10 protein-coding genes are annotated in these 13,452 nt (G+C 29.2%); 8 read left to right on the forward strand and 2 right to left on the reverse strand.

What is annotated here, in order from left to right:
• The first annotated feature begins 1 nt into the window (after nucleotide 1).
• The 7 genes from KQI86_RS10195 (at nucleotide 2) to KQI86_RS10225 (ending at nucleotide 10,939) form a co-directional block, all read left to right on the forward strand.
• Complete coding sequence (locus tag KQI86_RS10195) at nucleotides 2-1,990, forward strand: tyrosine-type recombinase/integrase (RefSeq protein ID WP_216439163.1); 1,989 nt, start codon at nucleotides 2-4, stop codon at nucleotides 1,988-1,990.
• Complete coding sequence (locus KQI86_RS10200) at nucleotides 1,990-2,364, forward strand: DUF6262 family protein (RefSeq protein WP_216439164.1); 375 nt, start codon at nucleotides 1,990-1,992, stop codon at nucleotides 2,362-2,364. Before KQI86_RS10195 ends, KQI86_RS10200 begins: the two co-directional genes overlap by 1 nt.
• 122 nt (nucleotides 2,365-2,486) lie before the next feature.
• Nucleotides 2,487-3,896 (forward strand): cysteine--tRNA ligase, encoded by a 1,410-nt coding sequence (cysS, locus tag KQI86_RS10205; RefSeq protein ID WP_216439165.1) that lies wholly within the window; start codon nucleotides 2,487-2,489, stop codon nucleotides 3,894-3,896.
• Between the two features lie 383 nt (nucleotides 3,897-4,279).
• Nucleotides 4,280-6,190 carry an endonuclease MutS2 gene (locus KQI86_RS10210; RefSeq protein ID WP_216439166.1) on the forward strand — a complete coding sequence of 637 codons (1,911 nt, stop codon included), beginning with the start codon at nucleotides 4,280-4,282 and terminating at the stop codon, nucleotides 6,188-6,190.
• Between the two features lie 196 nt (nucleotides 6,191-6,386).
• Entirely contained in the window at nucleotides 6,387-6,554 is a 168-nt protein-coding gene (locus KQI86_RS10215; protein WP_216439167.1) for a zinc-ribbon domain-containing protein, read from the forward strand.
• Nucleotides 6,555-6,698: 144 nt separating this feature from the next.
• Complete coding sequence (locus KQI86_RS10220; protein WP_216439168.1) at nucleotides 6,699-7,574, forward strand: DMT family transporter; 876 nt, start codon at nucleotides 6,699-6,701, stop codon at nucleotides 7,572-7,574.
• Between the two features lie 110 nt (nucleotides 7,575-7,684).
• Nucleotides 7,685-10,939: a DEAD/DEAH box helicase gene (locus KQI86_RS10225; RefSeq protein WP_216439169.1), complete on the forward strand. Its 3,255-nt coding sequence runs from the start codon at nucleotides 7,685-7,687 to the stop codon at nucleotides 10,937-10,939.
• A gap of 118 nt (nucleotides 10,940-11,057) precedes the next feature.
• Here the strand turns inward: KQI86_RS10225 and KQI86_RS10230 are convergent, their stop codons facing one another.
• On the reverse strand, nucleotides 11,058-12,290 hold the full coding sequence (locus KQI86_RS10230) for an aminopeptidase (protein WP_216439170.1): 1,233 nt from the start codon (nucleotides 12,288-12,290) through the stop codon (nucleotides 11,058-11,060).
• A gap of 180 nt (nucleotides 12,291-12,470) precedes the next feature.
• On the opposite strand from KQI86_RS10230, the gene KQI86_RS10235 reads away from it, so the two are divergent.
• Nucleotides 12,471-12,806: a hypothetical protein gene (locus tag KQI86_RS10235; protein WP_216439171.1), complete on the forward strand. Its 336-nt coding sequence runs from the start codon at nucleotides 12,471-12,473 to the stop codon at nucleotides 12,804-12,806.
• Between the two features lie 59 nt (nucleotides 12,807-12,865).
• Here KQI86_RS10235 and KQI86_RS10240 read toward each other — a convergent pair whose 3' ends face one another.
• The gene (locus KQI86_RS10240) at nucleotides 12,866-13,387 is read right to left on the reverse strand and encodes a nucleoside-triphosphatase (protein WP_216439172.1); all 522 of its coding nucleotides are present in this window, start codon (nucleotides 13,385-13,387) and stop codon (nucleotides 12,866-12,868) included.
• Nucleotides 13,388-13,452 lie beyond the last annotated feature (65 nt).

A 13,452-nucleotide genomic window follows, 5' to 3' on the forward strand; every position in this document is an offset into this window, starting at 1 on the left:
TATGAATAATTTACAAAAGATAGACAATCAACAAAGTAAGTATGATGAAATAATTGAATATCTAAAACAAAATGATGGATATTGGTTAGAAAATAATAAATGGGATTTAACAGAAGAAGTATTTAAAGGTGAAAGAGTAAAAGTTGGAACTTCAATATTTAGATATATAAATTTTAATAATTTTCAAAATATAAAACTAAAAAACGAAGTAAAATACTATATTCTTTATCATTTTAAAGAAAATTTATTAGGAATAAAGTTTTTATTAAGAATTTCAGAAACTTTTAATCAGTTGTCGATTTTTTTAAATAGATATTATTTAGACAAAGAAAGTTTTGAAAGTCTTAAGATTGATAAAGTTAATAATAAATGGATATTACATCTTTTAAACAATGGTTTTAAGCCGAAATCTAATGGCGGAGTAAAGGCTGAAAATTATAATTATACAATAAATGTTATAATAGCATTTATTAAAGATTTTTACGATTGTAGAGAAGAAACTGAAAAAGATATATGGTGTTTAAAAAATATTATTGGAGCAAAGAAATCAGGTGCAACTCAAAGTAGACAAACAAATTGTTTAAATTTTAATTATATACCAAGTTATTATAGAGAAACTGTAAAAAAATATTATAAAACTTTAATTACTAAGAAAAGTTTTTCTCACTGTTTTTGCATACTCAATATAATGAATTATTTCTTTAATGTTTTTTATAAAAATGGTTATACTGATGGATTTATAGAGAATTTATCGAGAAATGATATCGAAGAATATTTATATTGGATAAATAGCGATTATAACGATAAAAATCCAACTTACAAAAGTAAATTTGTATCTTACATCAGAACATTTTTAGAGTATATTCAGATAGCTCAATATGATAAAGCACCTAAAAAAGAAGTATCGTTCTTAATATTTCAAGATGACATTCCTAAAAGAGAATTAAATAAAGATGAAGTAAAAAAAGCTAAATTTGTTCCAGAGCCTATATTGAAACAACTGGATAATAACATCATGGATTTAGATAGACCTCAGTATATCCCTATTTATATTCTTCTTAGGGAAACTGGATGGCGTGGTACTGATATATTAAACCTTAGATATGATAATTGCTTAGAACAGATTTGGAATAGTAAAGAAGAGAAATATAACTACTATCTTTGTGGTGAAATAACTAAAACAGGTATAGCACAACTTAAAATCCCGATTAGGGATAAGGTTGCTGATATGGTTCAAGAAGCTATTGATAAAGCTAAAGAACTAAGTACAGAAGAAAATAATCCTAAGAAGTATTTATTTAATACTTATGAAGGTAAATTAAAAGGAAAACCATTGAACAAAGCATCTTTGTTAAGAACTATAAAAAGGCTTATTGAAGAAAAAGACATTAGGGATGTTAATGGTGAATTGTATCACTTTAGATTACATTCTCTAAGGCATACAAGAGCTAAAGAATATGTGGAACAAGGTATGGGAATCAGTATTATACAACAAATATTAGGGCATCAAAGTCTTCAAATGACTGTTCATTATGCTACAGTAACAGAAAATACACTCTACGAGAAATGGAAGAATACTGAGGATTTAGACTTATTTAGAGTTAATGCTGAAACTAATAAACTTGAACAAGTAGATTTAAATTCTGATGATGGCGAAAATCTAATAAGGTATGAATATGTTAAAAAGAATTTGGATGCGGTAAGAGTACCCTTTGGTGTATGCTTTAAGCCTTCTAAATTACCTTGTAAGCAACAAATGAATCATTGCTTAACCTGTGCAAGTTTCTGTACCACAGTCGAGAATATACCTGAATATGAAGAAGAAATAAACAGTGTAAAAAAGCAAATTGAGATTAGTGAAAGATGTGGCAGAGAGCTATGGGCAGAAAAGAATAAGACATACTTAAAACTGTTAGAAGATACACTCGAAAGAGTAAGAGAACAAAAGATACTTCATAAAAATGGTGGTTCAAGGGAGGATGTTCAATAATGGCTGGAAACACAAAAGGATTAAAGAAATATGCAGAAGAAAAGACAAAAAATACATTAGAAAAGGTTGATAAAGCTATTAGAGAACTTTCTCTTAATGGAGAAAAAATTAATTTTAATAGTGTTTCACAGTTTAGTGGAGTGTCTAAAACATTTTTATACAATAATAAAGAAGTTAAGAAGAGAATTGAAGATTTAAGACAGCAACAAGTTAGTAGAGAAATGAATCAAAGAGCTAAATATGACAAGACAGCTAAATCTAAAGATATTATTATAATAGCTAAAGATAAAAAGATTAAGGAACTTGAAGAAGAAAATAAAAAACTAAAAGAGCAGTTAGAAATTTTAAGAGGTAAATTGTACGAGAAACTATAATCAATTTATCCACAAAGCAATAATATATAGACTACATAAATTATATGTAGTCTATGTACAAAATAAGTAAAATCAATCAGTGTATAGAAGTGTACACGAGATATTAAAAGGAAGTGAAGAAAATGGATTTTAAAGTTTATAATACTTTGAGCAGAGTTAAAGAAAAGTTAATCCCAATAGAAGAAGGAAAGGTAGGTATATATACCTGTGGACCTACAGTTTACAACTTTGCCCACATAGGTAACTTAAGAACCTATATATTTGAGGATGTACTAAAAAAATCCTTAACTTATTTGGGGTATGAAGTAAAGCATGTGATGAATATTACGGATGTAGGTCACCTAGAATCTGATGGAGATTCTGGAGAGGATAAAATGGCTTTAGGAGCTAGTAGAGAAAAGAAGACAGTATGGGAAATAGCTAGATTTTATGAGGAAGCTTTCTTAAAGGATTGTGAAAAACTAAATGTAGAGACTCCTTCAATAATTAGCAGAGCAACAGAACACATTGAAGATATGATTCAGTTCATTAAAATATTAGAGGAGAAAGGTTTTACCTATATAGCTAATGGTAATGTTTATTTTTCCATAGATAAATTTGAAGATTATAATAAACTAGCTAATCTTACTTTAGAAGAATTAGAAGCAGGAAATAGAGTTGAGGTTGATCCTTATAAGAAAAATCCTTTAGATTTTGTATTGTGGTTTACAAACTCAAAATTTACTAATCAGATAATGCAATGGGAATCCCCTTGGGGAAAAGGCTTTCCAGGGTGGCATATAGAATGTTCTGCTATGTCAATAAAATATTTAGGGGATAGAATAGATATTCACTGCGGAGGAGTTGACCACATTCCTGTTCACCACACAAATGAGATCGCTCAATCAGAAAGTGCTTTAGGCCATAAGTGGGTTAACTACTGGATGCATGGAGAGTTTTTAGTACTAAACAAGGGAAAGATGTCAAAATCCAGTGGAGATTTTCTTACTCTATCAAGGTTAGTAGAAGAGGGGTATAGTCCATTAGATTATAGATATTTTTGCCTACAATCTAGATATAGAAAACAACTACTATTTAGCTTCGAGAGCCTTGAAGAGGCAAGAAAGGCACTGAAGAAACTAAAAAACAAAGTAAATAATATAGTGAACAATAAACTTGAGGATGAGAAGATAGATGAAAATAAAATATATAGTTATAAGGAAAAGTTTTCTTCCCAAATAAGTGATGATTTAAATTTACCTAACGCTTTTACTGTTTTAGAAGAGGTAATAAAGGAAGGGACTTTAAATAATAATGAGAAAGCTTACCTTATTGAGGATTTTGACAGGGTATTTTCACTAAATCTTTTAAGTGAAGAAGAGACAAAAGAAATCTTAATGGATGAAAAATGGGTTGAAGAGCTTATAGAAGAAAGAAATATTGCAAGAAAAAATAAAGATTGGGCAAGAGGGGACGAAATTAGAGAGATTTTATTGAGTAATAATATTGAGATTATTGATTCTAAAGAAGGAACCACTTGGAGAGTTAAATAAAACCTATTGACATTTTTAAGAGCGTAGAATAAACTAGTATGAGATAGGTTTGAAATAAGAAAGATGAGGTGCTTTATGAGCGGGGTAGTATCAGAATAGACATGTTTTTGGTGAATAAATCTAAAAAGAGGTATATAAAATACCTTTATTTGCTATGGATTTATTCAAAGATAATATGAAGATACTAAGTCCACTTATAATGTACTTTAATATATTAAAGGATAGTTTATTTAGGCTGTCTTTATTGAGGTATGATTTTAAGCTGTGGAAGTATCCACAGCTTTTATTTTTACTACAAACCTATTCTTTGGAGCGTATCTTCATGGAGATTTATAAAATCAAGGAAAAATTTCTATAAATTTTTGTGAAGGAGATATTTAAAAGTGAATAATATTACATTTGAAAAATTACAATACAACGAATTGAAGGAATTAGTAAAATCTTATTGTGTAAGCGGTTTAGGAAAAGAATTAATAGATAAGTTAGAGCCAAGCAATGACATTAAGGTTGTTCAAAGAAGATTGAAGGAAACCAGTGAAGGTAAAAATTTATTAAATATGACAAATCACATACCTTTAGAAGGATTATTTAATATAAAGGCTGCTTTAGAAAAAATTGAAAAGGGTGGAGTGTTATCAGGAGAAGAACTTACCATAGTTTCCGATTTTTTAAGAGGGTGCAGAAAAGTTAAGCAGTTTATGATAGATAAAGAGACTTATGCTCCTACATTAAGTTCTTATGCAACTTCAATCACAGAAGTAAAAACTATAGAAGAAGAAATAAATAATTCTATAAAAGGCAATACAGTGGATTCTTCAGCTAGTAAGGAACTGAGGAGAATAAGGAGACACATAGAAAATACAGAAAGTAAAATTCAAGAGAAATTAAATAAGTTTTTAACTTCCAGCGAAAACAAGAAATATATACAGGAGTTTTATATAAGTAAAAGAAATGATAGATATGTAGTACCGATAAAAGCCACTTGCAAAAATCAGGTTGATGGGGTAATAGTAGACATTTCATCAAAAGGTTCGACTGTATTTATGGAACCAAACTCCATTGGAAAATTTAATATTGAATTAGTAGCATTAAAGTCAGAAGAGGCTTGTGAAGTATATCAAATTTTATCATATCTAACTGGACTAGTTTATGAAAAAGTTAGAGAGATAAAAATTAATTTAGAGCTTATGGGGCATTATGATATGGTATTTGCAAAAGCAAAATACAGCAATAGTATAAATGGCATTGAACCTAAGGTAAATGACTATGGATATACCAAGATAATAAAAGGAAAACATCCATTGCTAACAGGAGAGATAATTCCTCTAAATTTTGAAATAGGAGGAGACTATAGAAGTTTAATTATAACTGGACCTAATGCAGGAGGAAAAACCGTGGTGTTAAAAACCTTAGGACTATTAACCTTAGCACTTCAATCAGGATTTCATATAAGTGCAGCTAAGGACTCAGAGTTTAGTATATACGATAAAGTATTTGTAGATATAGGAGACAACCAAAGCCTAGAAAATTCTCTAAGCACCTTCTCCTCTCATATAAATAATTTAGCTCAAATTATGAAAGAGGCAAATAGAAGAACTCTTTTACTCTTTGATGAAATAGGAACTGGGACAGAGCCTAATGAGGGAGCAGCTCTTGCTATTTCTATATTAGAGGAATTTTATCATATGGGATGTATAACTGTAGCCACAACCCACTATGGAGAGATAAAAAAGTTCGGAGAAAATCATCCAGAGTTTCAAAATGCCTGTATGCAGTTTAATCCCGAAACTCTAGAGCCTCTATATAAATTAACTATAGGACAATCAGGAGAAAGTAATGCTCTTTGGATAGGAAAGAAAATGGGATTAAAAGAAGAAGTACTAAAGAGAGCAAAGAGCTACATTGAAAAAAAAGATTATAATCTTGATCTAGTAAAGAGAAGTAAGATAAAAAAAGAGGATGTAATTATTGAAATAGAGGAAAGCACTGAAGAAAGTTACCAGTACAAAATTGGCGACAAGGTAAGACTGCTAGATTACAATGATTTTGGAATAATCTATAAAGAAAAAGATGAATTCAATAATATAAAAGTACTATATGGGAATAAAATAATTGAAGTTAATATAAAGAGGGTGGAACTATTTTTAGAAGCTGAAAATTTATATCCAAAGGATTATGATTTAAACAGTTTATTCACTAGCTATGAGGAAAGAAAGTTGAAAAGAGATATTGAAAGAGGGTCTAAGAAAGCCTTAAAGAAATTACAAAAAGAGATGAGAAGAAAAGTTGATTAAACTTAAAATAATTAAATAAAAACTATTTTTAAACTATCTATTGCATATTAAATATATAAGTGATATACTTATCAAGCGCTGGTAGTTAAGTTAATTATTAGCAAGAGATTTAATATGATGAATAATATTTCCTCTTTTTTAAAAGGTTAGATTAATCAACTTTAAATCTTAATATTGAAAAAGGAGGAATGTTAAAATGGCAGATAAGAATATAACTTGTAAAGATTGCGGAAAAGAATTCGTATTTACAGAAGCAGAACAGGATTTCTACAAAGAAAAAGGATTCGAAAACGAACCACAGAGATGTGCTGATTGTAGAAGAGCAAGAAAACAACAAAACAATAACAGAGGATTTAGAAGATAATAATATTTGCTAAATTTACCCCATAAGAAGTAATTCTTATGGGGTTTGTTGTTATGTCCAACATGGGCGAAAGCTTGATAAAGATTTTCTAATTAAAATATGATAGAATAGAAGAAATTTGACTTGTTAAAGGGGGACTTATTCATGAAACCAGATTTTAAAATAATACTAGCAATGGCCATTTTTGGGAGCATAGGCTTATTTGTAAAAAGCATTAATTTACCTTCTATTGAGATGGTATTTTTAAGAGCTATTATTGCTAGTGTTTTCTTATTTATTGTGAAGACCATAGCTAAGAAGAGACAAGTAGGAGAGGAACATAAGGAAGAAGAGGAAGAAAATAAAAAGGATAATAAGAAAAACATGATTTTACTTATTATTTCAGGATTCGTCATGGTATTTAACTGGCTACTTTTATTCCAAGCTTATAAATATACCACTATAGCTAATGGCACTTTAAGCTATTATGCAGCTCCTATATTTGTGGTATTGATTTCACCTATTGTATTAAAGGAAAAGTTGACAGTAAAAAAATTAGCATCAGTAATAGTGGCTATGTTTGGACTAGCCTTAATTGTTATGAATCAACCACAAGGCGGTAGTGGTAACTATATTCATAGTAAAGGAATTGCTTATGGAATTTTAGCTGCCATAGCATATGCTGCTGTGGTTTTATTGAATAAATGCATTAAAAACTTTTCTAGCTATGATAGAACCTTTGTACAAATTTTTATAAGTACCATTATATTAACTCCAATTGTAATATATAGAGGGAATTTATATATAGAGAATATGAACTCTCTAATAAATATATTAATATTAGGTGTAGTTCACACTGGTGTAGCATATTTATTGTACTTTTCTGGTATTGAACATGTGACAGCACAAAGGGCATCCTTACTAAGTTACATAGATCCCATATCAGCTTTGGTCTATGGTACTATATTTTTAGGAGAACCTTTAGGTATATATCATATAGTAGGGGGACTTATGATTATACTTTCTACGCTAGATATATAATAAAATTATTTTAAAGAAAGAGATATGTTAATTTCTTTCTTTTTTTCTTTATAGTAAAATAGATATTGGATATAATCATAATTAGTAATGCTAAGAGGAGGAATTGACTTTTGTTTCATATAGATAAAGGGGTTATTAAGAGAGCAGCTGGAGATCTTATATATGCTAGAGGTATCAGATGCTACAATAATAATTCCATTTCAAGCATAGAAGGAAAAATAGTTAAAAGATGGGGAAATACTGCTCTAGAGATCAATTCTAAAGTTCTTTCTTCTAATGGACTTAAAGAATATGATACCCATGTAGAACTTATCAATGGAAGTAATTATTTTACATGTGGCTGTGATTGTATATACGTGGGAAAAGTCTGTAAACATATAGTAGCAGTAATTCTTCATTTTATTGACAATAAGGAAAAAATATTAAAAAGTTACGAAATGAGAAAAAGTGAAGAAATACTAAAAAATATTAAAAAGAGCTTTTTAGAAGATAGAGGAATTGTAAATAAAAAATATTTAAATACTAGATATAAACTAGACTTTTCTATGGGTTATGGTGGCTTTATAACCTTTGAAATGAAAGTAGGAGAAAGCAAAGAATATGTTGTGAAGAATATAAGAGAATTCATGGAAGGGTTAAAATTTGAAAAAGAAATTTATTTTGGTAAGGGTTTTACTCTAAATCCTGAGATCCATAGTTTTAGAAAAGAAGATGAAGAGATAATAAACTTATTAATGGATATTTATGAAAATGATAATATGATTCAAAATATAAGCCATTATGCAGATAACAGTGCTAAGATAATAAGAGGTAAAAAAGTATATCTTACAGAAAATAATTTAGAAAAGATACTTAACATTCTTAAAAATAGGACTATAGGATTAACCATTGATGACAGTGATCTAGGAGAAGTGCCTATAATGAATGAAGATTTTTTTATAGATTTTAGTTTAAAGCTAGAAGATGATAATGTATTTATAAGTCAAGTTTCAGAATTACCCACCTCTCTAAGTAAAAGTAGTAATTATTTTTTCTATGAAGGAAAAATATACATACCTTCGGAAAGTTGGGTTAGAGCTTATAGAGTGTTATTTAATACTTTTATACATGAAAAAACCATGGAGATTAGTTTTAAGGAAGATTACAATGAAGAAATAGCTTCCTATGTACTTCCACTGCTAAATAAGATAGGTAGAAAGGTAGAGGTAGAAGAGAGGTTTAAAGATAGATTTTATCAAGAGCCTTTAAAAACCTCTATATATTTTGATAAAAATGAAAAAGAGATTTTATGCACTATAATTTTTAAGTATGGAGAAATAGAAATAAATCCTTTAGTAAGAGAAGAAAGAGAAAAAGAAAAGATATTAGTTAGAAATATAGATGAGGAAAATAAAATTATAAATATTTTAGAAAACTTTTCTTTTAAAAGCGATAAGAATACTTATTTTCTAGAAAATGAAGATGAAATATTAGATTTCATGTTAAAAGGCATGGAACTCCTTCAAGAATTAGGTGAGGTTTACTATTCAGAGGAATTTAAAAATATGAGAATATATTCTTCCTCAAACTATAAATCTACTATTAGATTAAATGAAGAAAACTTATTGGAATTTACCTTTGATATTGAAGGTATAGATAAAAGTGAGTTAAAGGATATATTCCAATCTTTAAAAGAAAAGAAAAAGTATCACAGATTGAAAAAAGGTGGTTTTATCTCTCTATTAGAGGATAATCTCAACCATGTACTAAACTTAATTGAGAACTTAGATATAAAAGGCTCTCAATTAGAAAAGGATAGAATCCTACTTTCTAAATATCAATCCGTGTATTTAGATTCTTCTATTAAGGATAATAAATTAGATTTTGTAGAAAGAAATAAACCCTTTAAGGAACTAGTAAATAGTATTAAGGATATAGGAGATATAGATATTCAAGTACCTAGCAGCTTGAAAGGAATAATGAGACCTTACCAAAGGTTTGGCTTTAAGTGGTTTAAAACTCTAAGCAGCTGCGGTTTTGGGGGTATTCTTGCAGATGAAATGGGACTAGGTAAAACTCTCCAAACCTTAGCCTTTATAAAATCTCAAGTGGAGGAAAACCTTGAGGATAGGCGTCCATCTATAGTAATTTGCCCTACTTCTCTGGTGTACAATTGGGTGGATGAAGTTAATAAATTTGTTCCGGATCTAAAGTATGTTGTAGTATCTGGAAGCAAAGAAGAAAGAGAAAAAGACATTGAAAACATTGAAGAAGCGGATTTGGTAATTACCTCCTATGCCCTTATAAGAAGAGACTTTGAAGACTATAAACATATAAGGTTTAGCCATTGTTTTTTAGATGAAGCTCAAAATATAAAAAATCCTCAATCCTTAAATGCTCAGGCAGTTAAAAGTATAAAGGCGGATCATTGTTTTGCTTTAACGGGAACACCTATAGAAAATTCCCTTACAGAACTATGGTCTATATTCGATTTTATTATGCCAGGGTACTTATTTACTCATAGAAAATTTTCTCAAAAATATGAGATGCCTATAGTGAAAAACAAAGAGGAGAAGGCTTTAGTTGAGCTGAACAGAAGAATAAAGCCATTTATTTTAAGAAGATTAAAGAAGGATGTAGTTAAAGAATTGCCTCCTAAAATTGAGCATAATGTAATAGTAGATATGGAAGATGAACAAAAAAAGATTTATGCCTCCTTTGCCACTCAAGCTAAAAAGGAATTTAGTGAGGAAATAAAGGTAAATGGATTTAATAAAAGCAGAATTAAAATACTATCTCTAATTACAAGATTAAGACAAATATGTTGTGATCCTAGTACTTTTATAGAAAACTACAATGGAGGAAACGGTAAGATGGAGGCTCTTTTAAATATAGTAGAAAACTCCATAGAAGAAGGACATAGAATATTAATATTTTCTCAGTTTACCTCTGTTTTAAAAAATATATCACAGAAGTTTAAGGAGAATAACATTGATCACCTCTATTTAGATGGAAGCATAAAAAGTGAGATAAGAGGAGCTTTAGTAAAAGATTTCAATGAGGGTAGGGTACCAATATTTTTAATATCTCTTAAAGCAGGAGGTACTGGATTAAACTTAACCTCTGCTGACATAGTAATTCATTTTGACCCATGGTGGAATCCAGCCGTAGAAGAGCAAGCTTCAGATAGAGCACATAGAATAGGGCAGAAGAAAACCGTGGAAGTTATAAGACTTATTGCAAAGGGAAGCATAGAAGAAAAAATTTATAAAATACAAGAAAAGAAGAGAGGAATAATAGGAAAAGTAATGGACGAAAATTCTGGAGAAGAAATTTTGATATCCAGTATGGGTCAGCAAGAAATAGAAGAAATTTTTGCGTTATAGCATTAAAATTTTATTTGGCATACTCATAACACCCCACAGGTTTAATCCTATTGTAACGTTTATATAATGGGGAAATTATCAGTATGCCATATTTATTTGTGTAGTATTACCAATTTAATTAAAAAGACCAGTTTCCATTCTTAAATACAGGAACTTCTTTACCATCATGAGTTATTCCCATGATGCTTAGGTCTTTAGTTCCTACCATAAAGTCCACATGAGTAAGAGAATCGTTAACTCCTGATTTTTGTAGTTCTTCGTCGCTCATATTTTCTCCACCTTTTATGCACACAGGGTATGCTTTTCCTATGGCAAAATGGCAAGAAGCATTTTCATCATACAATGTATTAAAGAATATAATATTAGAATTTGAAATAGGAGAATCATAAGGAACTAGAGCTACTTCTCCTAAATAGTGTGAACCTTCATCCGTATCTATAAGGGTTTTTAATGATTCATAACCTTTTTCTGCTTTATAATCTACAATTTTGCCATCCTTAAAGGTTAAAGCAAAGTTTTCAATTAAGTTACCATTATAGTTAAGAGGTTTTGAGCTAACTAAAGTACCGTTAACTCCAGTTTTTAAAGGCAATGTAAATACTTCTTCTGTAGGCATATTAGCTATAAACTCAACGCCTTCAGGTGTAAAGTCTCCGCCACCAAGCCATAAATGACCTTCTGGTAGCTCTACTTTTACATCTGTGCCAATGGAATTTTTATATTGAAGATATTTAAAGCTATTAGAATTTAAAAAATCTAAGCTCTTCTTTAAATTTTCTTTATGTGCATTCCAAGCAGCTACAGGATCTTCTTTATCTACTCTTACTATTTTAAATATAGCATCCCAAAGGTTTTTTACTGCGCCTTCTTCACTTATTCCAGGGAATACTTTTTTAGCCCAAGATTTTGTTGGTATAGATATTATAGACCATGGATTTTTATTGCTCATAAGTCTTTCTTGATGTTCTCTCAATGCTATGCTTGAAGTTTTTTGGAATTTTGAAATTCTATTAGGATCAACTTCTTTTAAAACTTCAGGGTCAGAAGCAGAAATACTTAAAAATGCAGCTCCACCTCTACTATAATGAAGATAAAAATCCTTTTGCCATTGAGGCATTTCTTCAAATATTTCTTCAGGAGCTTTTAAATATCTAGTTTTTGATATTAAATCATCCTTCCAATTTAAAACTACATCCCTTGCTCCTTCATCATAAGCTATATCTACAATTAACCTTACAAATTCAACACATTCTACAGGAGCAGAAATAACGAGAGTTTGCCCCTTTTGTAAATTAACCCCCGTTTTAACAGCAAGGCGTGCGTATTTTTTAAAAGTTTCAATATGTTCCATTTTAAAACCCCTTTCCAATGTTTTTGTCAATTTAATATTCAACAGTAAATGAATTAAGTATAAAATTAATAGAAATTACTTTACGTACTGTTAGTTTCTCACTTTTACTATTAATTAACCAAAGATTTACTTAGATAAATATTACCATAAAATTATGAAAATATGTAGCTATAATATATTGTGAACGGAATTCAAAATTATAGAGTCTTAGTATTTGAAGAAAATAAAGAAAATATAAAATTTTATTTAACCGTAGAGGAAGGAAAATTCTTAGAAGTATTCGATGGTGAAATTGATATATACGATGAAACTAAGCCGGAGAACAATAGAAATTCCTATTTGGGAAAGAGATTATTTAAAAGAATAAAAGACAATGAGTACGTTATGGAGATAGAAAAATATAAAGGAGAACCTAGACTAGAAATGGAGAGATTAAAGGATTATAAAATAGTCACTTCAGATTTTGATAAGCTATACGAAATTGTAGGAGAAGAGTTAAAAATAGACTTAAATTGATATTGACTAAGAGCTAGGGGAGTAATGATATTGATATGTTCCCCTAGTTCTTTTATTTTTTAAATGATACACTGTTTATTCCTAATCATATCTATAATTATTTTAGGGATTTCCTCTCTATTTTCCTCATTTATATTAAATAGAATAACGTCCTTTCTATCTTTAATGTAATTAATGAACTCTCCATTATAATTCTTTAATACTCCAATGATAATTTTTTTTGAATCTAAAGCTTTTATAACAGAGGCTTTAAATTCATCACAATCATTCTCTATAAAACCAATCTCATCTAGTATAATTACATCCTTTGTATGAATACTGTCTAATATTAGGCCTGCTCCAAAAACATTAAAGGCGTATTCATAAATTTTTATAATTTTTTTTATTGAATGGTCTCCGATGGCCATCAATGTTTTATTGCCTTTGTGGCTCAAGGAAGTTAAATAAAAATGCTTCAAATTATTCTTCATAATAAATTCTGTTGAATATCCACCTATACTACTAGAAAGAGACTGTAATATTTTTTCTACAATTGTACTTTTACCTACATTTTTTTCACCTGTTAAAAAAATATTATACATGTACATACCTCCCTATAATGTATTATTATATCAAAAAATTTAAAATACTTAAAAATTTACCAGAA

The organism is Clostridium mobile, from assembly GCF_018918285.1.
GTDB classification, from domain to species: Bacteria; Bacillota; Clostridia; order Clostridiales; family Clostridiaceae; genus Clostridium_AW; species Clostridium_AW mobile.

What these genes read in the sequence shown, in the direction of transcription:
- KQI86_RS10240 (WP_216439172.1), bottom strand. Translation starts at nt 13,387, where the DNA reads ATGTATAATATTTTTTTAACAGGTGAAAAAAATGTAGGTAAAAGTACA.
- KQI86_RS10230 (WP_216439170.1), bottom strand. Translation starts at nt 12,290, where the DNA reads ATGGAACATATTGAAACTTTTAAAAAATACGCACGCCTTGCTGTTAAA.
- KQI86_RS10200 (WP_216439164.1), top strand. Translation starts at nt 1,990, where the DNA reads ATGGCTGGAAACACAAAAGGATTAAAGAAATATGCAGAAGAAAAGACA.
- KQI86_RS10220 (WP_216439168.1), top strand. Translation starts at nt 6,699, where the DNA reads ATGAAACCAGATTTTAAAATAATACTAGCAATGGCCATTTTTGGGAGC.
- KQI86_RS10195 (WP_216439163.1), top strand. Translation starts at nt 2, where the DNA reads ATGAATAATTTACAAAAGATAGACAATCAACAAAGTAAGTATGATGAA.
- cysS (WP_216439165.1), top strand. Translation starts at nt 2,487, where the DNA reads ATGGATTTTAAAGTTTATAATACTTTGAGCAGAGTTAAAGAAAAGTTA.
- KQI86_RS10215 (WP_216439167.1), top strand. Translation starts at nt 6,387, where the DNA reads ATGGCAGATAAGAATATAACTTGTAAAGATTGCGGAAAAGAATTCGTA.